29 protein-coding genes and 2 pseudogenes are annotated in these 26,713 nt (G+C 60.7%); 17 read left to right on the forward strand and 14 right to left on the reverse strand.

The annotated features are described in order from the left end of the window. Positions 1-115 precede the first annotated feature (115 nt). From phhA to RS887_RS03425, 6 genes are all read left to right on the forward strand, one after another. Positions 116-907 (forward strand): phenylalanine 4-monooxygenase, encoded by a 792-nt coding sequence (phhA, locus tag RS887_RS03400; protein WP_322614380.1) that lies wholly within the window; start codon positions 116-118, stop codon positions 905-907. A 105-nt stretch (positions 908-1,012) separates the two neighbouring features. Next, positions 1,013-1,369, forward strand: coding sequence for a 4a-hydroxytetrahydrobiopterin dehydratase (locus RS887_RS03405; RefSeq protein WP_007975310.1), 357 nt, complete (start codon positions 1,013-1,015; stop codon positions 1,367-1,369). After that, positions 1,369-2,562 carry an amino acid aminotransferase gene (locus RS887_RS03410; protein WP_416339934.1) on the forward strand — a complete coding sequence of 398 codons (1,194 nt, stop codon included), beginning with the start codon at positions 1,369-1,371 and terminating at the stop codon, positions 2,560-2,562. The genes RS887_RS03405 and RS887_RS03410 overlap by 1 nt, the downstream gene beginning before the upstream one ends. A 282-nt stretch (positions 2,563-2,844) precedes the next feature. Then, positions 2,845-2,976, forward strand: a complete 132-nt coding sequence (locus tag RS887_RS03415) for a hypothetical protein (protein ID WP_008021369.1) — start codon at positions 2,845-2,847, stop codon at positions 2,974-2,976. 72 nt (positions 2,977-3,048) lie between these two features. Beyond that, complete coding sequence (locus RS887_RS03420) at positions 3,049-3,246, forward strand: hypothetical protein (RefSeq protein WP_322614381.1); 198 nt, start codon at positions 3,049-3,051, stop codon at positions 3,244-3,246. Between the two features lie 99 nt (positions 3,247-3,345). Next, positions 3,346-4,545 (forward strand): MFS transporter, encoded by a 1,200-nt coding sequence (locus RS887_RS03425; protein ID WP_322614382.1) that lies wholly within the window; start codon positions 3,346-3,348, stop codon positions 4,543-4,545. On the opposite strand, the gene arfB is transcribed toward RS887_RS03425, so the two are convergent. From arfB to RS887_RS03465, 9 genes and pseudogenes are all read right to left on the reverse strand, one after another. After that, positions 4,542-4,955, reverse strand: a complete 414-nt coding sequence (gene arfB / locus RS887_RS03430; RefSeq protein ID WP_322614383.1) for an alternative ribosome rescue aminoacyl-tRNA hydrolase ArfB — start codon at positions 4,953-4,955, stop codon at positions 4,542-4,544. The genes RS887_RS03425 and arfB overlap by 4 nt on opposite strands. A gap of 227 nt (positions 4,956-5,182) precedes the next feature. Continuing rightward, positions 5,183-6,604 (reverse strand): amino acid permease, encoded by a 1,422-nt coding sequence (locus tag RS887_RS03435; protein ID WP_322614384.1) that lies wholly within the window; start codon positions 6,602-6,604, stop codon positions 5,183-5,185. A gap of 892 nt (positions 6,605-7,496) precedes the next feature. Beyond that, positions 7,497-7,937 carry a transposase gene (locus RS887_RS30480; RefSeq protein WP_416339935.1) on the reverse strand — a complete coding sequence of 147 codons (441 nt, stop codon included), beginning with the start codon at positions 7,935-7,937 and terminating at the stop codon, positions 7,497-7,499. A gap of 88 nt (positions 7,938-8,025) precedes the next feature. Continuing rightward, positions 8,026-8,571 carry an IS110 family transposase gene (locus RS887_RS30485; RefSeq protein ID WP_416339936.1) on the reverse strand — a complete coding sequence of 182 codons (546 nt, stop codon included), beginning with the start codon at positions 8,569-8,571 and terminating at the stop codon, positions 8,026-8,028. 226 nt (positions 8,572-8,797) lie between these two features. Beyond that, positions 8,798-10,007, reverse strand: a pseudogene (rluB, locus tag RS887_RS03445) (23S rRNA pseudouridine(2605) synthase RluB). 297 nt (positions 10,008-10,304) lie between these two features. After that, complete coding sequence (gene scpB, locus RS887_RS03450; protein WP_322614385.1) at positions 10,305-11,282, reverse strand: SMC-Scp complex subunit ScpB; 978 nt, start codon at positions 11,280-11,282, stop codon at positions 10,305-10,307. Positions 11,283-11,293: 11 nt separating this feature from the next. Continuing rightward, positions 11,294-12,052, reverse strand: coding sequence for a segregation and condensation protein A (locus RS887_RS03455; protein WP_181456712.1), 759 nt, complete (start codon positions 12,050-12,052; stop codon positions 11,294-11,296). 60 nt (positions 12,053-12,112) lie between these two features. Beyond that, positions 12,113-12,742, reverse strand: a complete 630-nt coding sequence (locus RS887_RS03460) for an L-threonylcarbamoyladenylate synthase (protein ID WP_322614386.1) — start codon at positions 12,740-12,742, stop codon at positions 12,113-12,115. Positions 12,743-12,755: 13 nt separating this feature from the next. Then, a complete protein-coding gene (locus RS887_RS03465; RefSeq protein WP_111280434.1) occupies positions 12,756-13,619 on the reverse strand; it encodes a PHP domain-containing protein in 864 nt (287 codons plus the stop codon). An 87-nt stretch (positions 13,620-13,706) separates the two neighbouring features. On the opposite strand from RS887_RS03465, the gene RS887_RS03470 reads away from it, so the two are divergent. The 6 genes from RS887_RS03470 to RS887_RS03495 all read left to right on the forward strand — a co-directional run bounded on the left by RS887_RS03470 (position 13,707) and on the right by RS887_RS03495 (position 18,012). Then, positions 13,707-14,303 carry a septation protein A gene (locus RS887_RS03470; RefSeq protein WP_322614387.1) on the forward strand — a complete coding sequence of 199 codons (597 nt, stop codon included), beginning with the start codon at positions 13,707-13,709 and terminating at the stop codon, positions 14,301-14,303. Between the two features lies 1 nt (position 14,304). Continuing rightward, a complete protein-coding gene (locus RS887_RS03475) occupies positions 14,305-14,604 on the forward strand; it encodes a YciI family protein (RefSeq protein ID WP_007984134.1) in 300 nt (99 codons plus the stop codon). 110 nt (positions 14,605-14,714) lie between these two features. Next, on the forward strand, positions 14,715-15,128 hold the full coding sequence (locus tag RS887_RS03480) for a translation initiation factor 2 (protein WP_322614388.1): 414 nt from the start codon (positions 14,715-14,717) through the stop codon (positions 15,126-15,128). Positions 15,129-15,135: 7 nt separating this feature from the next. Then, positions 15,136-15,813: a response regulator transcription factor gene (locus tag RS887_RS03485; protein ID WP_007984138.1), complete on the forward strand. Its 678-nt coding sequence runs from the start codon at positions 15,136-15,138 to the stop codon at positions 15,811-15,813. A 231-nt stretch (positions 15,814-16,044) separates the two neighbouring features. After that, positions 16,045-16,494 carry a Spy/CpxP family protein refolding chaperone gene (locus RS887_RS03490; protein WP_085719073.1) on the forward strand — a complete coding sequence of 150 codons (450 nt, stop codon included), beginning with the start codon at positions 16,045-16,047 and terminating at the stop codon, positions 16,492-16,494. A 174-nt stretch (positions 16,495-16,668) separates the two neighbouring features. Continuing rightward, positions 16,669-18,012 carry a HAMP domain-containing sensor histidine kinase gene (locus tag RS887_RS03495; RefSeq protein ID WP_322614389.1) on the forward strand — a complete coding sequence of 448 codons (1,344 nt, stop codon included), beginning with the start codon at positions 16,669-16,671 and terminating at the stop codon, positions 18,010-18,012. 107 nt (positions 18,013-18,119) lie between these two features. Here the strand turns inward: RS887_RS03495 and RS887_RS03500 are convergent, their stop codons facing one another. After that, entirely contained in the window at positions 18,120-18,686 is a 567-nt protein-coding gene (locus RS887_RS03500; RefSeq protein WP_322614390.1) for an NAD(P)H nitroreductase, read from the reverse strand. A gap of 121 nt (positions 18,687-18,807) precedes the next feature. Here RS887_RS03500 and RS887_RS03505 point away from each other — a divergent pair, with 121 nt between their 5' ends. After that, positions 18,808-20,262, forward strand: coding sequence for a TrkH family potassium uptake protein (locus RS887_RS03505; RefSeq protein WP_322614391.1), 1,455 nt, complete (start codon positions 18,808-18,810; stop codon positions 20,260-20,262). Here RS887_RS03505 and RS887_RS03510 read toward each other — a convergent pair. Beyond that, positions 20,219-21,278: pseudogene (locus RS887_RS03510) on the reverse strand (AraC family transcriptional regulator). The gene RS887_RS03505 and the pseudogene RS887_RS03510 overlap by 44 nt on opposite strands. A gap of 144 nt (positions 21,279-21,422) precedes the next feature. On the opposite strand from RS887_RS03510, the gene RS887_RS03515 reads away from it, so the two are divergent. After that, the gene (locus RS887_RS03515; protein ID WP_322614392.1) at positions 21,423-21,734 is read left to right on the forward strand and encodes a DUF962 domain-containing protein; all 312 of its coding nucleotides are present in this window, start codon (positions 21,423-21,425) and stop codon (positions 21,732-21,734) included. 26 nt (positions 21,735-21,760) lie between these two features. After that, positions 21,761-22,351: an HD domain-containing protein gene (locus RS887_RS03520; protein WP_322614393.1), complete on the forward strand. Its 591-nt coding sequence runs from the start codon at positions 21,761-21,763 to the stop codon at positions 22,349-22,351. 147 nt (positions 22,352-22,498) lie between these two features. Here RS887_RS03520 and RS887_RS03525 read toward each other — a convergent pair whose 3' ends face one another. Continuing rightward, positions 22,499-23,314, reverse strand: a complete 816-nt coding sequence (locus RS887_RS03525) for a UDP-2,3-diacylglucosamine diphosphatase (protein WP_085719080.1) — start codon at positions 23,312-23,314, stop codon at positions 22,499-22,501. Between the two features lie 134 nt (positions 23,315-23,448). Here RS887_RS03525 and RS887_RS03530 point away from each other — a divergent pair, with 134 nt between their 5' ends. Both RS887_RS03530 and RS887_RS03535 read left to right on the forward strand, forming a co-directional pair. Further along, complete coding sequence (locus RS887_RS03530) at positions 23,449-24,213, forward strand: helix-turn-helix transcriptional regulator (RefSeq protein WP_111280415.1); 765 nt, start codon at positions 23,449-23,451, stop codon at positions 24,211-24,213. A gap of 71 nt (positions 24,214-24,284) precedes the next feature. Continuing rightward, on the forward strand, positions 24,285-25,178 hold the full coding sequence (locus RS887_RS03535; RefSeq protein WP_008023655.1) for a DMT family transporter: 894 nt from the start codon (positions 24,285-24,287) through the stop codon (positions 25,176-25,178). On the opposite strand, the gene RS887_RS03540 is transcribed toward RS887_RS03535, so the two are convergent. Together RS887_RS03540 and RS887_RS03545 are read right to left on the reverse strand one after the other, a co-directional pair. After that, positions 25,172-25,459 (reverse strand): SelT/SelW/SelH family protein, encoded by a 288-nt coding sequence (locus RS887_RS03540; protein ID WP_322614394.1) that lies wholly within the window; start codon positions 25,457-25,459, stop codon positions 25,172-25,174. The two genes, RS887_RS03535 and RS887_RS03540, sit on opposite strands and share 7 nt — an antisense overlap. Positions 25,460-25,492: 33 nt before the next feature. Then, on the reverse strand, positions 25,493-26,698 hold the full coding sequence (locus RS887_RS03545) for a hypothetical protein (protein ID WP_322614395.1): 1,206 nt from the start codon (positions 26,696-26,698) through the stop codon (positions 25,493-25,495). Positions 26,699-26,713: the final 15 nt, after the last annotated feature.

Raw genomic sequence — 26,713 nt, forward strand, 5'->3', positions numbered from 1 at the left:
ATTTTTCCTGCGTGTGACGCCCCGCAGCTGCTGCAACGGTGCAATCCATGGAGTATTTCTAGGTCTATAGATAGCAGTACATAACAAGAACGAATCCCCCTAGCAGGAGAGCAGCATGAAGCAGACGCAATACGTGGCTCGCGAGCCCGATGCGCAAGGTTTTATCGACTACCCCGCCGAAGAGCACGCGGTGTGGAACACGCTGATCACTCGTCAACTGAAAGTGATCGAAGGGCGTGCGTGCCAGGAGTACCTGGACGGTATCGAAAAACTCGGTCTGCCCCACGACCGCATTCCTCAACTCGGCGAAATCAACAAGGTCCTCGGTGAAACCACCGGCTGGCAGGTTGCCCGGGTTCCGGCACTGATTCCCTTCCAGACCTTTTTCGAATTGCTGGCCAGCAAGCAGTTTCCAGTGGCGACCTTTATCCGCACCCGCGAAGAGCTTGATTACTTGCAGGAGCCGGACATTTTCCACGAGATCTTCGGTCACTGCCCGCTGCTGACCAACCCGTGGTTCGCTGAATTCACCCACACCTACGGCAAGCTCGGCCTCAAGGCTTCCAAGGAAGAACGCGTGTACCTGGCGCGCCTGTACTGGATGACCATCGAATTCGGCCTGCTCGACACCCCGCAAGGCCAGCGCATCTACGGCGGCGGTATTCTGTCTTCACCGAAGGAAACCGTTTATTGCCTGTCGAACGAGCCTGAACATCAAGCCTTCGACCCGCTGGAATGCATGCGTACGCCGTACCGCATCGACATCCTGCAACCCCTGTATTTCGTTCTGCCGAACCTCAAGCGCCTGTTCGATCTGGCCCACGAAGACATCATGGGCATGGTCAAGCAAGCGATGCAGATGGGTCTGCACACACCGAAATTTCCGCCAAAACCAAAAGCTGCGTGAACCGCGACTTTTGCTGACAAGTGAGTCTGTCAGTCACCGTCGCTTTGGTTTAGCGTGACGGCACTGTCGACCGATATAAAAACACTCGATTACAGGAAACACACCATGTCTACCTTGAACCAAGCCCATTGCGAAGCCTGCCGCGCCGACGCCCCACAAGTCAGCGATGAAGAACTGCCGATCCTGATCAAGCAGATCCCGGACTGGAACATCGAAGTACGCGACAGCATCATGCAGCTGGAGAAGGTCTTCCTGTTCAAGAACTTCAAACATGCGCTGGCCTTCACCAACGCCGTCGGTGAAATCTCCGAAGCCGAAGGCCATCACCCGGGCCTGCTGACCGAGTGGGGCAAAGTGACCGTGACCTGGTGGAGCCACTCGATCAAGGGCCTGCACCGCAACGACTTCATCATGGCCGCGCGCACCGACGAAGTGGCGAAGGACGCCGAGGGCCGCAAATAATGCATTTCGACGCCATCGGTCGAGTGCCTGGCGACCCGATTCTGGGCCTGATGGAGGCCTATGCGCAGGACCCGAACCCGCGCAAGTTCGATTTGGGCGTGGGCGTCTACAAAGACGCCCAGGGCCTGACGCCGATTCTCGAGTCGGTGAAACTTGCCGAGCAGCGCCTGGTGGATCAGCAGTCCACCAAGACCTACATCGGTGGTCACGGCGAACCGGCGTTCGGCAAGGCCATCAATGAACTGGTGCTGGGCGCTGATTCGAAACTGATCAGCGCACAACGCGCCGGCGCCACCCAGACTCCGGGCGGCACCGGCGCTTTGCGCCTGAGCGCGGACTTTATCGCCCAGTGCCTGCCAGGGCGTGGCGTGTGGTTGAGCAACCCGACCTGGCCGATCCACGAAACGATTTTTGCCACCGCCAAGGTCAAGGTCAGCCACTACCCCTACGTCGGCAGTGACAACCGTCTCGACGTCGATGGCATGCTGGCGGCGCTCAATGAAGCCCCCAAGGGTGACGTGGTCTTGCTGCACGCCTGCTGCCACAACCCGACCGGTTTCGACCTGTCCCACGACGACTGGCACCGGGTGCTGGAGGTAGTACGCAAGCGCGAACTGCTGCCACTGATCGACTTCGCGTATCAAGGATTCGGTGATGGCCTGGAACAGGACGCCTGGTCGACCCGGCTGTTCGCCGCCGAGTTGCCGGAGCTGCTGATCACCAGTTCCTGCTCGAAGAACTTCGGCCTGTACCGCGACCGCACCGGCGCACTGATTGTCTGCGCGAAAACCGCCGACAAGCTCACCGACATCCGCAGCCAGTTGGCCAACATCGCCCGCAACCTGTGGTCGACACCGCCGGATCACGGTGCGGCCGTGGTCGCGACCGTCCTCGGCGACCCGGAGCTGAAAAACCTCTGGGCTGACGAAGTGGAAGGCATGCGCCTGCGTATCGCCCAACTGCGCAGCGGTCTGGTGGAGGCACTGGAACCTCATGGTTTGCGCGAGCGCTTTGCGCACATTGGCGTGCAACGCGGGATGTTCTCCTACACCGGCCTGTCGCCGGATCAGGTCAAGCAACTGCGCGAGCACCACAGCGTGTACATGGTCAACTCCGGCCGGGCCAACGTCGCTGGCATTGATGCAACACGCCTGGACCTGCTGGCCGAGGCGATTGCCAAGGTCTGCAAGTAACTCACAAACACTGCAAATCCCCTGTAGGAGCGAGCTTGCTCGCGATGAACGCCAGAACACCGCGGGGTGTCAAGCACCCCTGTGTTTTCGTTGACGTTTTTCGCGAGCAAGCTCGCTCCTACAGTTTTTCGTGTCCCCATACAAACCTGTCTAGACAACCCCATCCGTCGAAACAAATGGATATAAAAGTCCGTTTGTCATTTTCAGTGCTGTATCCTGCCCAGGCTTTTTCAAAGCGCGGATCTACCAGATCTATCAACAGACTTAGCGAGGAGCGCAACCATGCACGAGATTCCTAATCTCCCCTTCCCAAGCCTGCACGTACCTGAGCAGACGCCCACGCAGCAAGCCGGAGCCCGACAGCCCGAGCCGAAAGAAGCCACTGACCGCCGCCAGGCTGACAGCGAAGACTGAAACACCCGCCGCACAGACCGTGTGGAAAGCGCTAACATGCGCTTTCCACACTGCCTGAAACGAGCTGGCACCATGACCGATGAACTCAGCGAAACCTTTGATGAAAAGCAGGCCAGCGTCCTGATCGGCACTGCCGAGAAAATGATCGAGATCTGGAATCGCCTCCCCCCCGAGAAACAAGCCGCTTTACTCGCCCGCTTCGGCAGCGAAGAAAATGCGCTGGCCGCCCTGGTCACCACGCAACTGGTCGCTCCCGCCAAACCTGAATGACACCTCCCGGCAAATAGTTTTACTTTTTCATAACCTGTGACCGTCCACACCGCTATCATAAGCAGCCTATCTATCCTGCTTTACCGTGGACCTTTACCCATGCCTGAAAACCAGCGCCCCCTGGCGGTCACGCTGCAAGTTGTTTCCATCGTCCTTTTCACCTTCATCGGCTACCTGAACATCGGCATTCCCCTGGCCGTATTGCCCGGTTACGTCCACAGCGACCTGGGCTTCGGCGCTGTGATCGCGGGCCTGGTGATCAGCATGCAATACCTGGCCACCCTGCTCAGCCGCCCCTATGCCGGGAAGATCATCGACAATAAGGGCAGCAAACTGGCAGTGATGTATGGCCTGGCCGGTTGCGGCTTGAGCGGTGTGTTCATGCTGATCTCGGCCTGGACCCAGAGCCTGCCGACCTTGAGCCTGATCAGCCTGTTGATCGGCCGTCTGGTGCTCGGCAGCGCGGAAAGCCTGGTGGGCTCGGGCTCGATTGGCTGGGGTATCGGCCGGGTAGGTGCAGCGAACACCGCCAAAGTCATCTCCTGGAACGGTATCGCCAGCTACGGCGCACTGGCCGTCGGCGCGCCCTTGGGCGTGTTGATCGTCCATCGACTGGGCTTGTGGAGCATGGGCGTGAGTATTGTGTTGCTGGCCGTGCTCGGTCTGCTGCTGGCCTGGCCGAAAACCGCCGCGCCGATCGTTGCCGGTGAGCGCCTGCCGTTCATGCACGTGCTCGGGCGGGTCTTCCCCCACGGCTGTGGCCTGGCCCTCGGCTCCATCGGTTTCGGCACCATCGCCACCTTCATCACCCTGTATTACGCCACTCGACACTGGGATAACGCCGTGCTGTGCCTGAGCCTGTTCGGCGCCAGCTTCATCGGCGCGCGCTTGCTGTTCGGCAACCTGATCAACCGCCTCGGCGGCTTTCGCGTCGCCATTGCCTGCCTGTCAGTGGAAACCCTGGGACTGCTGTTGCTATGGCTGGCACCGGATGCCCATTGGGCGCTGGCGGGTGCGGCGCTGAGCGGCTTCGGCTTTTCGCTGGTGTTTCCGGCGCTGGGGGTGGAAGCGGTCAACCTGGTACCGGCCTCCAGCCGTGGCGCAGCCGTTGGCGCCTATTCGCTGTTCATCGACTTGTCGCTGGGGATCACCGGGCCGGTCGCCGGGGCCATTGCGGCCGGGTTCGGTTTCGCTTCGATCTTCCTGTTCGCTGCCCTTGCCGCGTTGAGCGGATTGACGCTGAGCCTTTACCTGTACCGACAGGCACCGAAGCAACGCGAGGCACGGGACGCCCGCTAGAAGTCGACCTTGCCGCGCCCGGCCTTGATGTTGCCGCGCTTGCTCTTGGATTCGAGGCGACGGGTCTTCGAGCCGAGGGTCGGCTTGGTCGGACGGCGTTTCTTCTCGACCTTGGTGGCACTGAGGATCAACTCGGTCAGCCGCAACAGCGCATCGGCGCGGTTCTGCTCCTGCGTCCGGTATTGCTGTGCCTTGATGATCAACACACCTTCGCTGGTGATGCGACTGTCGCGCAGCGCCAGCAGCCGCTCCTTGTAGAACTCGGGCAAGGACGACGCCGGAATGTCGAAGCGCAGGTGCACGGCACTGGAGACCTTGTTGACGTTCTGCCCACCCGCCCCTTGCGCGCGAATGGCCGTCAACTCGATCTCGGCATCCGGCAGATGCACGTTGTTGGAAATGACCAGCATGGAAAAGCGTCCGTATTCAGTGTGTGCAGGATAAGGCATGCGAGGAAAAAATGTGGGAGCGGGCTTGCTCCGGGCGGCGTTCCGACGAATGCGTCAGGTCAGCCAACAAAGATGTCGACTGACACGCCCTCTTCGCGAGCAAGCCCGCTCCCACAAAGAGATTTATGTGAACCCTGTAAACAACAAACCCGGCACATGGCCGGGTTTGTTGTTACTGCGCTCTGCGCTTACTTCACTGAAGTGCCGGCAGCGTACAGCGCATGTTGCGCACTGCGCTTGTTCTTGATGCCGTAGCAGACCCACATGAACACCAGCCACACCGGAATCGCATACACCGATGTCTGAATCCCCGGAATCAACAGCATCACGCCAAGGATGAACACCACGAACGCCAGGCAGATGTAGTTGCCGTATGGGTACCACAGAGCCTTGAACAGCGGCGTCTGCCGGGTCTTGTTCATGTGCTGGCGGAACTTGAAGTGCGAGTAGCTGATCATCGCCCAGTTGATCACCAGGGTGGCCACCACCAGCGACATCAGCAGTTCCAGCGCGTTTTGCGGGATCAGGTAGTTCAGCAGTACCGCGATCAGGGTCACGGCGGCCGAGGCCAGGATCGAACGCACTGGCACGCCACGCTTGTCGATCTTCGCCAATGCTTTCGGCGCATCGCCCTGCTCGGCCATGCCCAGCAGCATGCGGCTGTTGCAGTAGGTGCCGCTGTTGTACACCGACAACGCCGCGGTCAGGACCACGAAGTTGAGGATGTGCGCAGCGGTGTTGCTGCCCAGCATCGAGAACACCTGCACGAACGGACTGCCGCTGTAGGAATCACCGGAGGCGTTCAGGGTGGTCAGCAGGCTGTCCCAAGGGGTCAACGACAGCAGGATGACCAGTGCACCGATGTAGAAAATCAGGATCCGGTAGATCACCTGGTTGATGGCTTTCGGGATCACGGTTTTCGGCTTGTCGGCTTCGGCTGCGGTGAAACCGAGCATTTCCAGGCCGCCGAAGGAAAACATGATGAACGCCATGGCCATGACCAGGCCGCTGACGCCGTTCGGGAAGAAGCCGCCATGGGACCACAGGTTGCTGACCGCTGCTTGCGGGCCGCCATTGCCGCTGACCAGCAGGTAGCTGCCCAGGGCAATCATGCCGACGATGGCCACGACCTTGATGATCGCGAACCAGAACTCGGCCTCGCCAAAGACTTTGACGTTGGCCAGGTTGATGGCGTTGATCAGCACGAAGAAGGCCGCTGCGGACGCCCAGGTCGGGATGTCCGGCGCCCAGTAGTGGATGTACTTGCCGACCGCGGTCAGCTCGGACATGCCCACCAGAATGTACAGAATCCAGCAGTTCCAGCCCGACAGGAAGCCGGCAAAGCCGCCCCAGTACTTGTGCGCGAAGTGGCTGAAGGAACCGGCCACCGGATCTTCGACGATCATTTCGCCCAGTTGGCGCATGATCATGAAGGCGATGAAGCCGCAGATGGCGTAGCCGAGGATCATCGACGGGCCGGCGGATTTCAGTACCCCGGCCGAGCCGAGGAACAAGCCGGTACCGATCGCGCCACCGAGGGCGATCAATTGAATGTGGCGATTTTTCAGGCCGCGCTTCAGCTCGCCTGATTGCGGGTGTTGTCCACTCATGAAAAGGGTCTCACGCAAGGTTTGATGATATTCAGTAGACGTTGCTGCTCAGGAAATCCGTTAAGCGGCACCGATCAAACCCCAGCGCAAGCACCAGGAGTTCAGCGTATTTACAACGGTCATGCGTCACCTGTTTGTTTTTATCTGTGACGAAATCGAACCCGACACGCTCGTGACGCGACGGAGTGAACAAGGCGGATAGCCTTGAGGTTTGCGCTGATGCGCAGGAGGTCACAGGTAAAACGCGGCGCATTGTACACCTGTAACCCCCTGCTGCCAGACCCGCTGGACAAGCGCGTCTATGGCCGGGATTGCCTGTGTCCGCCCCGAGCGGTTCGGGCGGCTGCAAAAAATGAGTCAGACCCTTGCGGATCATCGACGGGAAAGGCAGGAAAACCGCCTCTCGCAGAGAGATGGAAACGGATTGCGGCGTTCATTGCGCCTCCTTTTTGTTATGCACCTGCACGACAGGCATGGCGCGCATCTGACCCTGCCAGGGCGTGTGAAACAAGCGGGCTAGACCGCAGGAAGGAGGAAGGAAGGCGCTGATGTGTAAGCGTTTTCTTACGGCATCCAGGGCATGGCGATTCCACGGGGTTAATCCGTGGATTTTGTCAGGCTTTCTTTACAGGGCGTAACATCGGGTTTCCATTTGGGAGAGCGTGGTGTTGCCGCTGACGTCTTCGCGGGCAAGCCCGCTCCCACATCTATGGATCCCCCCATTTCTGCAATACTGTTTTTGATGCGTGTTTGGCTTGCTTTCATCTATCCGGCGTCTGGGTGGCGACCCTGCGCCTCGATGAGAATCGCGCCTGACGGCCCTTCATAGAAAGAAGGCTTTTTCAGCCTTGTGGGAGCCCAGGGTAGTCGTCAGGCCGGTTGGCCGTTCACGTCATCTGTTATCCAGCATCGCAAAACCAGGTGGGTGGTGCTCGGGTGGCAGCGAGGTCAAGCGTTCATCGCGCTTGACCCGCCTTGAATTCATCGTGGTGACGGCGATCGACCAGGCGATTCTTGCCAGTTTGTTGGCCAAGGCGCAGACCACACGGTTGGAATGATGGCGAGCCAGCAGTTGGCGGACCCAATCGGCCAGCGCTCCTGTCTGTCGTTCCAGCCCCATCAGATACACACGGGCGCACTGGATAAGCAGCCGTCTCTGATTCCGGTCACCGCGTTTGCTGATCCCCAAAAGTACCGTCTTGTCGCCGGTGGAGTGTTGCTGGGCACCAACCCAATCGAGGCTGAATAGTCTCGACCGCATGAACTGCTGACCGTTGCCCAACTCCGCAGCCAGGACGCTGGAGGTGATCGGACCGACGCAAGGAATTGTCATCAGGCGAGAAGCCAGATCATCTTCAGCGGCCTGGCGTTCAACCTGCTTGTCCAGTGCCTTGACCTGCCCGTCCAGATAATTGAAGTGCTCACGCAGCCCCAGCAGGATTTGTTTGATCTGCGCAGAAAATGAACACGCCTCCAGCAGCGCTGGCGGTTCCTTGATGGCGTGAAAGCCTGGGGACAGGCTGATACCGACCTCTAACAGGCCGGCGTGAATCCGATTGACGCTGGCCGTACGCTCCTTGATGTAGGCGTCGCGTTGCGGGTGAGCATGGCCAGCGCTTGTTGCGCTTCGGTTTTAGGGGCACAAAACGCATGGTCGGGCGGCTCGCCGCCTCGCAAATCGCCATGGCATCGGCGAAGTCGTTCTTGTTGCTTTTCACGTAGGGACGCACGAGGTGGGGGGCAATGAGTTTGGGCACATGGCCCCATTTTGCCGCTTCCCGCGCCATGTAGTGGGCGCCACCACAGGCCTCCATCGCCACCGTGCACGGTTCAAGGTTGGCCAGGTGCCTGGCCAGACCTGCGCGATTGAATTTCTTGTGGTAGAGCTCATGACCGCGATCATCTTGCGCGTGCAGATGGAAGGTATGTTTCCCTAGATCGATAGCGACAATGGCAACGTTGTTCATGGCAATAGCCTCCGTAAGACACCCTGTGAAAGCTTAGAGAGCGATCACAGGGTGTGGGGAAACCATTTCATTAGGAAACTCCAGCGAACGCATTTTTTGTGTACGAAACAGATCACTGTGGGAGCGGGCTTGCCCGCGAAGAGGCCCTGAAAACACCTCATCGCTAAAGCCAGACGAAAAAAAACGCCAACCCGAAGGTTGACGTTTTTATGAAGTGCTCAGCCGATTACTCCGGTTTGCGACGACCAAAACCCGGACGCTGCCCGGAACCGGCCGGTGCGCCACGGCGCTTGCCCGATGGCGTGTCACCGTCGACCAGCGATCCCCGGACGCTTCGGCGCAGGCTTGGCCGGACGCTTGGTGTCGGCCGGACGATCGGCTACCGGCGTACCACGACCTTCGCCACGCTCAGTACGGCCATTGGCCGGACGTGGCGTGCGTGGAGCGCGTTCGCCGTCCTGACGCGCAACAGGCTTGCGACCTGGACGCTCGCCTTCGATCTGCGGCTCGCGGCTGGCACGTGGCGCGACTGGCGCGTCAGTGGCTGGACGCAGGGTACGCACGCGCTCGGTCTTGGCCATCGGACGCGACGACTTGCGCTGCATCCGCTCAAGCTTGTCTTTGCTCTTGGCATTCATCTGCGGCATCGCGACCGGCGTCAGACCGACCTCGGCACTCAGGATGTCGACTTCGTACTGGCTCATTTCGCGCCAGCGGCCCATCGGCAGGTCGGAGTTGAGGAACACCGGACCAAAACGCACGCGCTTCAGACGGCTGACTACCAGCCCCTGGGATTCCCACAGACGACGAACTTCGCGGTTACGACCTTCCATCACCACGCAGTGATACCAGTGGTTGAAGCCTTCACCACCTGGCGCCTGCTTGATGTCGGTGAACTTGGCCGGGCCATCTTCAAGGACCACGCCAGCCTTCAGACGCTCGATCATCTCGTCATCGACTTCGCCACGCACACGTACCGCGTATTCGCGGTCCATTTCGTAGGAAGGGTGCATCAGGCGGTTGGCCAGTTCACCGTCGGTGGTGAACATCAGCAGGCCAGTGGTGTTGATGTCCAGACGACCGATGTTGATCCAGCGTCCCTCTTTAGGGCGCGGCATCTTGTCGAACACGGTCGGACGGCCTTCCGGGTCTACACGGGTGCAGATCTCGCCATCGGGCTTGTTGTACATGATCACGCGGCGGACCGATTCGGCGGCCTCTTCGCGCTTGATCACCTTGCCATCGATGGTGATGGCGTCGTGCATGTCGACACGCTGGCCAAGGGTGGCGTCTTTGCCGTTGACCTTGATACGGCCGTGGCTGATCCAGGCTTCCACGTCACGGCGCGAGCCGACGCCGATACGGGCGAGGACTTTCTGCAGTTTTTCGCCTGCTGGGCCGATTGGCTGGTCGTCTTGCTGGTCTTTGATACTCATCTGGGCACCTCCCGGTGTGGTCTGAAAACTGGGTACTTGGGCGAAGGGATCGCCGAAGGGTCGCGAATCATACGCGCATGCGGGCGTTTGCGCATCAGAGACTAGCTGATCAAGGCAAGGTAATTTGTTTTTCCGCCGGCCGGTGGCTCGCGGTTTTGCGGTGAACACAATTCCCCCCTGTGGGAGCGGGCTTGCTCGCGAAGAGGGCGTGTCAGTCGACATCTTTGTTGGCTGACCTGACGCATTCGCGAGCAAGCCCGCTCCCACCATGGATCTCCACAGTTCTCAAGAATCGCATCAGTCCTCGAACTGGCGGCGCTCTGCCTCGATGGCTTCGGCCAGGGCCAGGGCTTCGGCCTCTTCGTCGGACAGCTCTGGCTCGGGCTTCGGCTGCTCGAGGGCAGCCACGGCGGCCAGGAGCTTTTCCCGGGCTTGGGCAACGCCGAGGATGTCGTCTTCCTGCTCTGGCTCCGTCTCGTCTTCAGGCTCCGGCGCGATCTGCACAACGTCGGATTCCGGCTCAATCGGCACAGGTTCCAGATCGGTCGGGAACTCGGTGCCATCGCGCAGCAAGTCGTCGAAGTCGGTCTTGAGCCCCTCCTCCATGCTGTCCAGCTCCAGCAACAGCGTATGGAAACTGGTTTCTTCCTTCGGCTCTTCCGGCTCGGCGCTGGCGTCGGCCAATTCTTGCAGACCGGCGGGTACGGGTGCGTCGTCGAAATCGAGCACCGGGTCCGGTTCCAACTCGCGCAGTTCCGCCAGCGGCGGCAGGTCGTCGAGGTTTTTCAGGTTGAAGTGATCGAGGAATGCCTTGGTGGTGGCGAACATGGCCGGTTTGCCGGGTACGTCACGGTAGCCGACGATGCGGATCCACTCGCGCTCCATCAGCGTCTTGACGATGTTACTGTTGACCGCCACGCCCCGCACGTCTTCGATCTCGCCCCGGGTGATCGGCTGGCGATAGGCGATCAGGGCCATGGTTTCGAGCATGGCACGGGAGTACCGCTGCGGGCGCTCTTCCCACAGACGCCCGACCCAGGGTGCAAATTTCTCGCGAATCTGCAGGCGATAACCCGAAGCCACTTCCTTCAGTTCAAAGGCGCGGCCATCGCAGGACTTCGCCAGAATCGTCAGGGCCTTCTTGAAGACCGGCGGCTCGGGGCGCTCGCCTTCTTCGAAGAGTTCGAACAGGCTTTCCAGGGATTGCGGCTTTCCCGAGGCCAACAGAAAGGCTTCAAGCAAGGGTGCCAGATCACGGGGTTCAGTCAGGTTCATGTTTCGACTCGTTATTCGGCTCGGGCTCGCACGTGGATCGCGGCAAATGGCTCATTCTGCACCAGCTCGACCAGGGATTCCTTGACCAATTCAAGGATCGCCATAAAGGTCACCACCACGCCCAGGCGCCCTTCTTCAGCGGTGAACAGCTCGACAAACGGCACGAAACCGCCGCCCTTGAGGCGTTCCAGCACATCGCTCATGCGTTCGCGGGTCGACAGCGCCTCGCGGCTGACCTGATGGCTTTCGAACATGTCGCCACGGCGCAACACCTCGGCCATGGACAACAGCAACTCGGACAAGCGTACGTCCGGCAACAGCTTGCGTGCCCGCGCTTCCGGGGCGTCAAGCCTGGGCACCACCACGTCGCGACCGACCCGACTCAGGCCATCGATGCCTTCGGCAGCAGCCTTGAAACGCTCGTACTCCTGCAGGCGACGGATCAGTTCGGCGCGCGGGTCCTCCTCTTCGTCTTCGACGGTTTCGGCACGCGGCAGCAGCATCCGCGACTTGATCTCGGCCAGCATCGCGGCCATCACCAGGTACTCGGCGGCCAGTTCGAGGCGCACCGACTGCATCAACTCGACGTAGCCCATGTACTGGCGAGTGATTTCCGCCACCGGGATATCGAGGATGTTGATGTTCTGTTTGCGGATCAGGTACAGCAGCAGGTCGAGCGGGCCTTCGAACGCCTCGAGGAAGACCTCGAGGGCATCCGGCGGGATGTACAGGTCCAGCGGCATTTCCATGACCGCCTGGCCGTAGACCATGGCGAAGGGCAGTTCCTGCTGGGCTCCGGCCTGACTGTCGACGGGTTCTACTGCGGACATCTAGGCCTCGACCATGAACGGCGCAGGGTCGCCGCAACCAACGCGAATGACTTCCGGCTCGCCGTCGGCGAGGTTGATCACGGTGGACGCCTTGATCCCGCCGAAACCACCATCGATGATCAGATCGACCTGGTGTTCGAGCAGTTGGCGCATTTCATGGGGATCATACATAGGGTCGGTTTCACCGGACATGATCAGACTCACGCTCATCAACGGCTCGCCGAGCTGCTCCAGCAGTGCCAGGGCAATCGGATGACTGGGTACCCGCAGGCCAATGGTGCGTTTTTTCGGGTGCAGCAACAGTCGCGGCACTTCGCGGGTGGCGTTGAGAATGAACGTGTACGGCCCCGGCAAGTGGGCCTTGAGCAAGCGGAAAGTGCCAGTGTCGATCTTGGCAAACAGCCCCAGCTGCGACAGGTCGCAGCAAATCAGCGCGAAGTTGTGCTTTTCATCCAGCCCGCGCAAACGTCGCACGCGCTCCACAGCCACTTTGTCGCCGATCTGGCAACCAATGGCGTAGGAAGAGTCCGTGGGATAAATCACCACCCCGCCCTTGCGGATGATCTCGACCGCCTGTTTGATCAGGCGCGCTTGCGGGTTTTCCGGATGAATCTGGAAAAATTGACTCACATTCTCTACCTGTTCAGACGGCGGCAATAACTGGGTCATGTTTGAATCGACACCATAGCGGTGGCAGATCCTCCGGGACGGGTCGGTATTCACCGATTTCCGACCAGCCTCCTGGGCCATGAAAATCACTGCCGGCACTGACCAGCAGACCGAATTCGCGGGCCAGAATGGCCAGGCTGCCCACTTGCTCGGCAGGCTGATAGCCATTGACCACTTCGATGGCGTGGCCCCCTGCTTGAATATAGTCGGCAATCAGGCGACGACGCTTGCTTCGGGTGAATTCGTAGTGCCAGGGATGCGCCAGACTGACCCAGGCCTTGGCCGCGCGCAGGGTTTCGACGGTTTCATCCAGGGTCGGCCAGTGTTGCTTGACGTCGCCCAGCTTGCCGGCGCCCAGCCATTTGCGGAATGCCTCGGCGCGATCCTTGACGTAGCCTTCACGCACCATCCAGTCGGCGAAATGCGGGCGGGCTGGCGCGTTACCGCTGTCGCCCAGCTCCTGCTGGATCTCCCGGGCACCGTCCAGCGCCCCCGGCATGCCTTTCAATGCCAGTTTGCGGCTGATTTCCTCGGAGCGCAGCCAACGGCCATCATGCAATTTGGCGATGGCCTCGACCAACGGCGCGGCGTTCACGTCAAAACCGTAGCCCAGGACATGAATGGTCGCGCCCCCCCAGGTGCAGGACAATTCGACGCCGTTGACCAGTTGCATCCCCAGCGCGGTAGCCGCGTGCCGGGCCTCGTCGAGGCCTTCAAGGGTGTCGTGATCGGTCAAGGCCAGGACTCGCACGCCTTTCTCGAACGCCCGCGCCACCAGTATCGCAGGCGCCAGGGCGCCATCGGAGGCCGTGCTATGGCAGTGCAAATCAACATTCACAGGGCTTTGTAACCTCAAATCAGCTGGCGCTATCGCGCGCCCATATGTTTGTTATTATGCCGCCACATCCTGCTTCTGGCTGCCACTGTGAAACAATTCATCGATTTCATCCCGCTCCTGCTGTTTTTCATCGTCTTCAAAACCGATCCACGGGTCGTCGACATCGCCGGCCATGAGGTCACTGTAGGCGGTATTTACAGCGCCACCGCGATGTTGATCGTCAGTTCCCTGGTGGTCTACGGCACACTGTTCATCAAACAGCGCAAGCTGGAGAAGAGCCAGTGGCTGACCCTGGTCGCCTGCCTGGTCTTCGGCAGCCTGACCCTGGCGTTCCACAGCGAGACGTTCCTGAAGTGGAAAGCGCCGGTGGTCAACTGGCTGTTCGCCCTGGCGTTCATTGGCAGCCACTTCGTCGGTGACAGCCTGCTGATCAAGCGCATCATGGGCCACGCGCTGACCTTGCCGGAGCCGGTCTGGACGCGCCTGAACATCGCCTGGATCGTCTTCTTCCTGTTTTGCGGCGGCGCCAACCTGTTTGTCGCGTTCACCTTCCAGAGCTACTGGGTCGACTTCAAGGTCTTCGGCAGCCTGGGCATGACTTTGCTGTTCCTGGTCGGCCAGGGCATCTACCTGTCCCGCCATCTGCACGATGCCGACACCACTACGCCAAAAACCGAGGACTGACATGCTTTACGCAATCATTGCCACAGACGTCGCCAACTCCCTGGAAGCCCGCCTGGCTGCACGGCCTGCACACCTGGAGCGCCTGCAAGTGCTCAAGGGCGAAGGTCGCATCGTATTGGCCGGCCCACACCCGGCCGTCGACAGCAATGATCCGGGCGCGGCGGGTTTCACCGGCAGCCTGATCGTTGCCGAATTCGACTCCCTGAGCGCCGCCCAGGCCTGGGCAGATGCTGATCCGTACATCGCCGCGGGCGTCTACGCCAACGTTCTGGTGAAGCCGTTCAAGCAAGTCCTGCCGTAAAATCCTGCCCCGCGATGAACCTTGTCGGTTCATCGCGTTCTCAATCGCTCATTATTCTCGTTTGCCGGCCGACAACCTGCCCAATACTCGTATTGGAATCAGGAGTCGCGATGCGCAAGGGTCCGTTGTGTCTGATGTTGGTCACGTTGTCGGTCGTGGCACCCGCCCACGGTGAAGAAAACGCCGAGGGTGGAAACTCGACGCCGCTTTCCTTGAGCGCCGGCAGCCAGATCACCGAGTTGCAGCAACGCTTGAAAGAAAGCGAACGGCAACGGGAAGAACTGGGCAAACAACTGCAAACTGCCGATGGTGAACGCGAAAGCCCGCTGCTGGCCCGGTTGCGCCAGGAAAACCAGCGATTGAAGCTGCAACTCAAGGAAGCCCAGGCCAGCAGTCCGCTGCCGCGCCTGCTGACCGACCAGCAACAATGGTTTGTCGTTGGCGCCGGGGTAGCGCTATTGGCTCTGCTCTGCGGTATCTTCGCCAGTGGAGCAAGTCGCAAACGTCGACAATGGCTAAATTGAGTGAGTCATGAGCGAGCTGTTACTGATTGATGATGACCAGGAGCTGTGTGAGCTCCTGAGCAGTTGGCTGAGCCAGGAAGGGTTTCAGGTGCGTGCCTGTCACGACGGCCAGAGCGCACGCCGCGCGCTGGCCGAAACCGCCCCCGCAGCCGTGGTGCTGGATGTGATGTTGCCCGATGGCAGCGGGCTGGAACTGCTCAAGCAGTTGCGCAGCGATCACCCGGATTTGCCGGTGCTGATGCTTTCGGCGCGGGGCGAGCCCCTGGACCGGATCCTGGGCCTGGAACTGGGCGCAGACGATTACCTGGCCAAGCCCTGCGATCCACGGGAACTGACCGCCCGCCTGCGCGCGGTCTTGCGTCGTAGCCACCCGGCGGCGGTGTCCAGCCAGATGGAACTGGGTGACCTGTGTTTCAGCCCGGTACGCGGGGTGGTCAGCATCGACGAGCAGGAGTTCACCCTCACCGTTTCCGAAAGCCGCCTGCTGGAAGCCCTGCTCAAGCAGCCCGGCGAGCCCCTGGACAAACAGGAACTGGCGCAGATCGCCCTCGGCCGCAAGCTGACCCTGTACGACCGCAGCCTGGACATGCACGTCAGCAACCTGCGCAAGAAGATCGGCCCACACCCCGATGGCCGCCCGCGTATCGTCGCCCTGCGCAGCCGCGGTTACTACTACAGCCTGTAGGAGCGAGCCCGCTCGCGATGGAGTTCAACGATTACGCATACTGTCTGGTAAAAAGCGCTGCCTGTGAGTCCATCGCGAGCAAGCTCGCTCCTACAATCATCCGGACGTTTTGTCAGGATCGCTGAAAACAGTCTTTACCCAAGCTTTACGCTCCGCTGACCGCCGCTGACCTTGATCTGCGTAATCTGTACTCATCCGGAACGTACCGGGAACGAGACAAGGAGATACACCATGCGCAAGACCCTTATCGCTCTGATGTTCGCTGCTGCCCTGCCGACCGTTGCCATGGCCATGCCTGAAGGCACAGGCCCGATGGACGGCCCGATGGACGGATCGCGCCACGGCGGTCAGATGCACGGCATGCACGGCAAGGGCCCGTACAGTCAACTGGACCTGAGCCGCGAACAACGCGAGCAGATCCGCAAGATCATGGGCGAGCAGATGCACGAGCGTAAGCAACTGGTCGAGAAGTACCTGGAGAAACTCTCACCAGCCGACCAGAAAGCCATGAAAGACGAAATGGCGGCCAAGCACCAGAAAGCCGAAGCTGACGTGCGCGCCGTGCTGAAACCGGATCAACAGAAGAAATTCGACGAGATCCAGAAAAAACAGGCTGAACGTCGCGCTGAATGGGCCGAGTTCAAAGCCTGGAAAGCGCAACAACCGCAAAAAGCGCAATAATGCGCTGACCCTGGACCCGACGGTTTTTCACCGCTGGGCCTGGCACCACACAATTCACTGTGGGAGCGAGCTTGCTCGCGATAGCGTCAGCACGTTCAACATCAACGTGACTGAAAGACCGCCATCGCGAGCAAGCTCGCTCCCACATTAGTTGCGTTTGTTCGAGGACTTTCCGTGCGTTCATTGTTCTGGCGTATCCTGGCCAGCTTCTGGCTGGCCATCGCTCTGGTTGCAGGGCTTTCCATCCTGCTCGGGCACATGCTCAACCAGGACGCATGGATTCTCAGCCGCCACCCGGGCCTCAACACGCTGGCCGAACAGTGGACGCAAACCTACGAAAGTCAGGGCGAAGATGCTGCCCAGGACATTCTCCAGCAACGTAAACGCCAGTATCACATCGACGTTCAGGTGCTTAACGAGAGCGGCGACCCGGTCGTGCGCGGCACCTTCCCGAAACGTGCGGCAGCCTTTGAGGCGCGACAGAACAATGAAGACCGGCGCCTGCCATGGCGGCGCCTGACCGATGAATTCACCAGCGAAAAAACCGGCGACACCTACCTGTTCATCTACCGCATTCCACACCCGGAACTGGACGCCTGGCACCGCGAGAGCCTGCTCTGGCCACTCAGCGCACTGGGGATCGCCCTGGTGGTGCTGACCCTGTTCAGCCTGCTGGTGACCTTTTCCATCACTCGCCCGCTCAGCCGCCTGCGCGGAGCGGTGCATGACCTGGGACAAACCGCTTATCAACAGAACAGCCTGGTCAAACTGGCCAACCGCCGCGATGAGTTTGGCGTGCTGGCCAACGACTTCAACCGCATGGGCGCGCGCCTGCAGAGCCTGATTGGCAGTCAGCGGCAATTGCTGCGGGACGTGTCCCACGAACTGCGTTCGCCCCTCGCCCGCCTGCGTATCGCGCTGGCGCTGGCCGAACGGGCCACCCCGCAAGAACGGGAACAGCTCTGGCCGCGCCTGACCCGTGAGTGCGACCGACTGGAAGCGTTGATCAGCGAAATCCTGATACTGGCTCGGGTCGACTCCGATAACGCCAGTGCGGAAGAGGTGGATCTGAATGCCTTGCTCAATACCCTGCAAAAGGATGCGCAACTCGGCTCACCCGAGCAACTCGTTCACCTCGAAGCCGAGTCGCAACTGAATCTGAAGGGCTGGCCGACCATGATCGAGCGGGCCGTCGACAATTTGCTGCGCAACGCACAGCGCTTCAATCCGGTGGGAGGCCTGCCGATCGAAATGCAGGCGCTGCGCCAGGGTGAACGGATCGTCGTGACCGTGCGCGACCACGGGCCTGGGGTCAGTGCCGAACATTTGAGCCAGCTCGGTGAGCCGTTCTATCGGGCACCAGGGCAGACAGCGGCCGGACACGGCCTGGGCCTGGCCATCGCCCGCCGCGCGGCGGAGCGACACGGGGGTAGCCTGGTGCTGGCCAATCACCCGGAGGGCGGGTTCATTGCCAGTCTGGAATTGCCTCTCGTCCCTGGAGCAGTAGTCCAACCTTGACCCCTGTGGGAGCGAGCCTGCTCGCGAAAGCGCTGGGTCTGACACTTCAATGCCGGATGTGCTGACCCCTTCGCGAGCAGGCTCGCTCCCACAGGAGAATTACGGTGTCAGGCCTTGCCAGGCCAGGCACTGACGAACTCGGCCAGGTCGACTTTCTCGGCCACACGCGGTTCTTTCTGCGGTGTGCCCAGATACAGGAAAGCAATCACTTCTTCCCCCTCCGCCAGGCCCAAACCCTTGGCCACATGGGGCGAGTAAGCCAGGTCACCGGTACGCCACACCGCGCCGATGCCCTGGGCATAGGCCGCGAGCAAAATCCCGTGGGCCGCACAGCCCGCCGCCAGCATCTGCTCGGACTTCGGATACTTGACGTGATCCTGCAACCGCGCAATCACCACCACCACCAGCGGTGCACGCAGTGGACCATTGCGCGCCTTGTCGATGGCCGCTTCGCTGACTTCGCTGTCCGAAAGCTTCGCCGCTTCGGCCAGCAACTCGCCCATTTGCTCGCGCGCCGCGCCTTCGACCGTCAGGAAACGCCAAGGCTGCAAGTGACCGTGATCCGGGGCGCGCATGGCCGCGCCGAACAGCACCTCGCGCTGCTCGGCAGTGGGTGCCGGGTCAATCAGTCGTGGAACGGAAACACGGTTGAGCAAAGCATCGAGAGCCTGCATCGGCCACCTCCTGGAAAATTTGTGCGGCTATTCTAGCTGTAACTGCCACAGCAGTGCCGGTTTACATGCCTTGCCTCGCGGGTAGAATGGCGCCCTTTCCACTATCAGCCGAGCGGACCTCATGGCGTTGCCGACCTTACGGATCATTGGTTTCATCATCGGCATCTTCCTGATCACGCTGGCGATCTCCATGGTCGTCCCCATGGCCACGCTGGTCATTTTCGACCACACCGGCGATCTGCCATCGTTCCTCTGGGCCAGCATGATCACCTTTGTCGCCGGCGTGGCCCTGGTGATTCCCGGTCGCCCGGAACACATTCACCTGCGCCCCCGGGACATGTACCTGCTGACCGTCAGCAGTTGGCTGGTGGTGTGCATCTTCGCCGCACTGCCGTTCCTGCTGACCCAGCACATCAGCTACACCGATTCATTCTTCGAAAGCATGTCCGGCATCACCGCCACTGGCGCAACCGTGCTCAGCGGCCTGGACACCATGTCCCCCGGCATCCTGATGTGGCGCTCGTTGCTGCACTGGCTCGGCGGCATCGGCTTTATCGGCATGGCGGTGGCGATCCTGCCGCTGTTGCGCATCGGTGGCATGCGGCTGTTCCAGACCGAATCGTCGGACCGCTCGGAAAAAGTCATGCCCCGCTCGCACATGGTGGCGCGGCTGATCGTGGCGACCTACGTCGGCATTACCATTGTCGGCAGCCTGGCATTCTGGTGGGCCGGGATGAGCCTGTTCGATGCGATCAACCATGCGATGTCGGCGATTTCCACCGGCGGTTTCTCCACCTCCGACCAGTCTTTGGCCAAGTGGCCGGAGCCTGCGGTGCATTGGGTCGCGATCGTCATCATGATTCTCGGTGCCCTGCCGTTCACCCTGTATGTTGCCACGTTGCGTGGTAACCGTCGGGCGTTGATCAAGGACGAGCAAGTGCAGGGTCTTCTCGGCATGTTGCTGGTGACCTGGCTGGTGCTCGGCACCTGGTATTGGTGGACTACCCAGCTGCATTGGCTGGAGGCGTTGCGGCATGTGGCGCTGAACGTGACGTCGGTCGTGACGACGACCGGTTTCGCACTCGGGGATTACAGCCTGTGGGGCAATTTCTCGCTGATGCTGTTTTTCTATCTGGGATTTGTCGGCGGTTGCTCCGGCTCGACCGCGGGCGGAATCAAGATTTTCCGCTTCCAGGTGGCCTATATCCTGCTCAAGGCCAACCTTAACCAATTGATTCACCCACGGGCGGTGATCAAGCAGAAGTACAACGGTCACCGCCTCGACGAAGAAATCGTGCGTTCGATCCTGACCTTTTCGTTCTTCTTTGCAATCACCATCTGCGTGATTGCGCTGTTGCTGTCGCTGCTCGGCGTGGACTGGATGACCGCCCTCACCGGTGCGGCCAGTACCGTGTCCGGCGTCGGTCCGGGACTCGGCGAAACCATTGGCCCGGCGGGCAACTTCGCTTCCCTGCCGGATGCCGCCAAGTGGATTCTCTCCTTCGGCATGCTGCTGGGCCGACTGGAGATCATTACGGTGTTTGTGCTGTGTATTCCGGCATTCTGGCGTCATTGACCGCTTCAGATGTTTGCAGCAGCCGCATCCGGTACTCGCCGGGTGTGGCAGCGAACCAGCGGCGGAAAGCGCGGAAGAAGTTGCTCGGATCGGCGAACCCCAGCAAGTAGGCAATTTCCAGCAAGGTCATGCTCGGTTGCGCCAGGTACTGCTCGGCCAGTTCGCGCCGTGTGTCGTCCAGCAACCTGAAAACTCGTGCCCTCCTCCTGCAAGCGCCGTTGCAAGGTGCGCTGGGAAAGGTGCAGCGCCTGCGCCACGGCGTCGCGCTTGGGCTCGCCCTGGGGCAACAGGCGGCACAACACCTGCCGTGCCTTGTGGGTCACGCGGCTTTCGGAAAAGCGCGCCAGGTACTCGCCGGCAAAGCGGTCATGCAACAATGCCATGGCCTCGTTGGCCGTCGGCAGCGGCGCTTGCATGTCAGCGCGTTCGAAAATCAGCGCATCGTATGGCGCATTGAACACCAGCGGTGCATGGAAGGCTTGTTTATAAGGTTCCAGATCGGCCGGCTCGGCGCCTTGCAACAACACTTTGCGTGGATGCAGCGTACGCCCGGTCAACCAGCCGCACAGTGCCAAGGCACAGGCCATTGAAGCTTCGGCGCTTTGCCGGGTCGGCGGCAGATGGTCGCCATGTACCGTCAGAATCAGCGCGTAGCCTTCTTCCAGCAGTTTGAAACTCAGGTCGGCACTTTCGGCGATGATCCGCTGATAGCGCACCAGTCGCTGAAAGCCTTCGCCCAGGGTCTGGCTGGACATCAAGGCGTAACCCGCCACATGAAACTGCGCCGGGCGCACCACCTTGCCCATGTTCAGGCCGATGGCCGGGTTACCGGACAGATCGATCGCGCGTTGCCACAGCCGTGTCATGGAATCCTGCGTAAAGCGTGCGTCCGGATCATCCAGTGCCGCGTAGTCGAGCCCCAGCTGTTTGAACAGAGCCCGGCAATCCAGGCCGTCCATCTCCAGCGCTTTGACAATCCCCATCGCCCAGCTTGCAGAAGTCGTTCGTTCGCTCATGGCGTTTTCTTACATGGTGAGCCGCATGCTACGGCTATTGACCGAAGGATATTAAAGTGGCGCCTATTGTCACTGCCTGATGCCATTGATCACTCTAGACTCAAATAAGCTACCCGCAGAACAATAACCACAGAGATCGCAGTCGTGGAAAACATCAAACGCTTCAACAGCTTTGCCGAGTTTTACCCTTACTACCTCAGCGAGCACAGCAACAGTACCTGCCGCCGCCTACACTTTATCGGCACGACACTGGTTATCTTGATTCTGGCTCTGACCGTTGGTCGCGGGGTTTGGATGCTGTTGTGGGCCCTTCCTGTGGCGGGTTACAGCTTTGCCTGGGTCGGGCATTTCTTCTTCGAGAAGAACCGCCCGGCAACGTTCCAACACCCCGTCTATAGCCTGCTCGGCGATTTTGTCATGTACCGGGATATGGTTCTCGGGCGCGTTCCGTTCTAGATGACATCCGTCACAAGAGAGTGCCTATGAATGCCAATGCCCGCTTCACCCACATGAAGGACGGTACGCAGGAAGACTGGGCGATCATCGCCGCGGACTTCAGTGCCTACGCACGACAATTGCCGACAAGGATTGTGGCGCACCTGAAGTTACTGGAGGGTGATTTTGGCGGGTTCCCGGTGGATCGCCTGACCCATTCCCTGCAAACCGCCACCCGCGCCTGGCGCGATGGTCGCGACGAAGAATACGTGGTCTGCGCCCTGCTCCATGACATCGGCGACACCCTGGGTTCCTACAACCACCCGGACATCGCGGCGGCGATCCTCAAGCCGTTCGTCAGCGCCGAGAACTTGTGGATGGTGGAAAAGCACGGGATATTCCAGGGCTACTACTTTTTCCATCACCTGGGTATGGATCGACATCTGCGTGAGCAATTCCAGGACCATCCGCAGTACCAGGCGACCGTCGAGTTCTGTGCCAGGTACGATGCGGCGGCGTTTGACCCGGCGTACGACACGCTGCCATTGAGCTTTTTCGAGCCGATGATGGAGCGGTTGTTTGCGCACCCCAGGAACTCGATCTACAAGGCGGCGATGGAGGATCACGCGCCGGCCTGACAGATCCAGCGGGACCGCTTCGCGGTCCATTCGCGGGCAAGCCCGCTCCCACAGGGGTTGCGGTGCGAGCAGATTCTGTATGCACCACAAATCTACTGTGGGAGCGGGCTTGCCCGCGATGAGGCCAGTACAAACAGCGAATGACTGTCAGGCCAACTCGGCAACCCTGGCCGCCTTCAACTGCGCCTCACGGGCCTGGGCATCCGCCAGGCGATACAACTCGATCGAACCATCCCAATGCTCGATCAGCGCGGTGCACGATTCCACCCAGTCGCCGCAATTGAGGTAGTCCACTTCGCCGACCTTGCGAATCTCGGCATGGTGAATGTGCCCGCACACCACGCCGTGCAGCTCGCGCTTGACGCATTCATGGGCGATGGCTTCTTCGAAGTCACTGATGAAGCTGACCGCTGTTTTCACCTTGTGCTTGAGATAGGCCGACAGCGACCAGTAGCCGTAGCCATATCGCGCGCGCCAATGATTGAGCCAGCGGTTGAGGGTCAGGGTGAATTCGTAGGCCGAGTCACCCAGAAAGGCCAGCCAGCGATGGTAACGGGTGATCACATCGAACTGGTCGCCGTGAATCACCAGCAGGTGCCGGCCGTCGGCGGTGACGTGCACGGCTTCGTCCACCAGCTGGATATTGCCCAGAATCAGCTTCGAATAGCGGCGCAGGAATTCGTCATGGTTGCCGGTGACGTAGATCACCTCGGTACCACGCTTGCTCATGGTCAACAGGCGACGGATCACGTTGGTATGCGCTTGCGGCCAATACATGCCACCGCGCAGTTTCCAGCCGTCGATGATGTCGCCGACCAGGTAGATCTTGTCCGCGTGGTAGCTCTTGAGAAACTGCGACAGGTGTTCAGCCTGACAATCCCGGGTGCCCAAATGCACGTCGGAAATCCATAAAGTCCGTACGCGTTGCTTACGGGTGGGTTTGGCGAGCTCGGCGCTGGTCATGGGCAACCCTCTGGCAAGTTTTGCCAAGTCTGACCCGGCCCGGTTAATGGTCCATGACAGCGTCAAGTCAGTCCTGTGACAACGCTGGCAGGCTCGCTCGGTGTAGACTGACGCCCTGAACCGGGAGACCTGCGATGAGACCGATCCTCACGCTTCGCCAATACAGCCACGACCTGATCGTCCACAGCCACGACCACGCGCAATTGGTGTTCGGGCTCTCGGGCGCCCTGGATTTCGAGGTCGACGGCCATGGTAGCCAGGTGGTCCAGCAGAGTTTCGTGGTGGTACCCTCCGGAGCGCATCACGCGTGTGGCAGCGCCAATGGCAGCCGCTGCCTGGTGCTGGATGTACCCAGCGAACAATGGGTTGCCCAGTCGTTGGGCGATCACGCCGAGTCCAGCCGACGCTTGCTCGACAACGCCGGACGCCTGCCCCTGGACGCCGGGCAAAACCAATTGGTCAGTTGGCTGGCGAACAGTCCGGTCGATGATCCGCTGATCGCACAACAAGGCGCGGTGCTGCTACTGGCCAGTCTCAACAACGCCAGGCCCGACGCCGTCGGCGGTCGGCGCCTGCCCTATGCCGCGCTGAATGCACACATCGATCAGTATGCGGCGTACCCGCTGCAGGTGGCCGACCTGGCCCGGGTGGCCGGCCTGTCCAGTGCCCGTTTGCACGCACGGTTCGTGGCCGAATGCGGGCAGACGCCGATGGACTACATCCGTAGCCGACGCCTGCACATCGCGGTGAGTTTGCTGCGCAACTCGGCGCTGCCTATCGGCGAGATTGCCAGCCGCGTCGGCTACAGCTCCCAGAGTGCCTTCGCGGCGGCGGTGCTACGCGAGTTCGGGGCATCGCCCGGGAAGCTGCGGCGCGAGGCTGGCGACAAAAAACGCTAGTTTGCCGACAGACTCGAGGGGCGATTACGCGCTTCAATGATGCCTCTGTTCGTTTGCCGTTAAGGATTGCGATGACTCCCCGTACTGCCCTTGGCGCCCTGCATATCGGCGCATTGATGTTCGGTCTGACCGGCGTGTTCGGCAAACTGGCTGCCGCGTCACCGGCGATCATCGTTTTCGGCCGCGCCGCTTTTGCTGTGCTTGCACTGGCGTTTTTCGCACGGTTCGCCAGCCAGACGCGCTGGCAGAAACTCGAAGTCGTGGACTGGCGTCGACTGCTGCTCAGCGGCTTGTTGCTGGCCGGGCACTGGGTGAGTTTCTTCATTGCGGTGAAAGTCGCGGGCGTGGCGATCGCAACGCTCGGTTTCGCCAGCTTCCCGGCATTTACCGTGATCCTTGAAGGGTTGATCTTCCGCGAGCGCATTCGCGCCAATGAAATTGTGCTGGTGCTGCTGGTCAGTGTCGGGCTGGTGCTGGTCACACCTGACTTTGATCTGGCCAGCGGAGCCACCACCGGCCTGTTGTGGGCCGTGAGTTCCGGGTTGCTGTTCGCGCTGCTGTCACTGACCAACCGTGCCAGCTCCGGGCGCGTCCCGCCCGTGCAGGCAGCACTGTGTCAGAACGTGGTGGTTGCCCTGTGCCTGCTGCCGGTGGCGGCTCCCCAATTGAGCGAAGTGCGGGCCATCGACTGGCTGTGGATCGGCCTGCTCGGTGTGTTCTGTACCGGTGTCGCCCACAGCCTGTTCGTCGCCAGCCTCGCGGTGATCAAGGCACGCACTGCCGCCGTGGTGTTCGCCCTGGAGCCGGTCTACGGCATCACCGTCGCCTGGCTGCTGTTCAACGAAAACCCGACCCTGCGCATGTTGCTGGGGGGCGCGCTGATCATTGTGGCGATCGTGGTGTCCAGCAGGTTCTCAAGTAGCTCAAGCAGGAAAGCCGTTACCGCCGAGGCTGCGTCTCACTGAGCGCGGTCGTTGTGCCCCAGGTCGCGATCCGGGTCGATCCGGTCGCGGACCCGCTGCTTGAGCACTTTGGCCTCGGGGAAGCCGCCGTCCGCCTTGCGCTCCCAGATCTGCACGGCGTCACAGTAAACATGAAAGACCCCGCCGGTGCCTGGCACCAGGGAGACTTTACCCAGGTCATCCCCAAAGGTGCTGAGCAGTTCCTGGGCCAGCCAGGCCGCACGCAACAGCCACTGGCATTGCGTGCAATAGGTGATGACGATTTCCGGTTTGCTGGCGCTCATGATGGGACTTGACTCCAGAATTTGACGATGCCGCTATGATAGCCCGCCCGGTGGCTGCCGAGTCGGCGGAACAGGTTGCGCCTCCAACTCGAACACAGGCTCGAACATGGCCAGGGCAGCCGACGGCTTGTTCTCGTCCGGGCTGATCACGTCCCAACTCGACGCCATGGACAGTTCCTCCAGGTTGAGTTGGTACACATCGTCAGTGGCGACCGGGATGGCACGACCGCTATCGACCCGCTCAAGCCCATCGATGGCTGGCAGCCCGTCGCGATGCGCAGTGGCCGGTTGCATGGCGGGGGGCCACATTACTGGCTCGGTAAATAGCTCAGCTAGCGGTTCATGTGACGATGGCAGAATCACTGACGTTGTGGCCTGATGTTGCTGATGCCAGCGGCGAACAAACCAGCCCAGCGCCAACAACGCCATCAGCGCTGACACGCCAGCAATCGGCAGCCAGCCCATCCCGGGGTTTTCAGCAATAGCGGTAGCTGGCGCCCCTGCATCAGATGCCATTGATTGCGCCTTTACTTTCCTGAGCTCCGTCAGTTGGGTGTGTAGCTCGGCCAACTGCTGTTTCTGGCCGACGATCAGCTCATCCTGCTCTTGAAGCTTCGCGTTGAGCTCATCGACCGTGGTTTGCAACGAGTGGTTTTGCAGGACGCTGGCGGCCAGCTGTTCGACAGCAGGCTCAACCACGGGGGCGTCGGTTTCTGGTGTCGTCCTTGCCACGGGCGACAGCGGTACGACCGGTTGAACACTGGGGAATGCAGACGCAGGGGACCTGGAAACCGGTTCATCGCTGACGGGAACAACGCCCGACGAGCCTGGCGGATCGATCAGTACCGTGTACTCGCGTAATAACCGACCTTTGGGCCGATCGAGCTGCACGAGGAAATTCAGGAACGGTTCACTGACCGGCTTGCTGGACGTCACCCGGATCACGCTGCGGCTACCGCGCAGGATCGGGGAGAACCTCAGGTTGTCAAGGAAAACTACCCGGTCGACCCCGGCACGGTTGAACTCGTCTGCCGTCGCCAGGCTCACCGACAGCTCGTTCTCCTCCAGGCCAGCCGCATCCACCAGTGCGATATCAGCACGCAGCGGTTGATTCAGCGCCGAATGCAGGGTGATTTCACCCAGGCCCAGCGCAGGTGTCCATGCCGAGTAAGTGACTGCGACCCCGACCAGCAACCACTGAGAACCACCGCGTAAAACCAATCGCCAACACTTGAGCATGAGCATCCTTGAGAT

Origin of the sequence: Pseudomonas sp. BIC9C (assembly GCF_034541995.1) — a bacterium.
Taxonomy (GTDB): Bacteria; Pseudomonadota; Gammaproteobacteria; order Pseudomonadales; family Pseudomonadaceae; genus Aquipseudomonas; species Aquipseudomonas fluorescens_CC.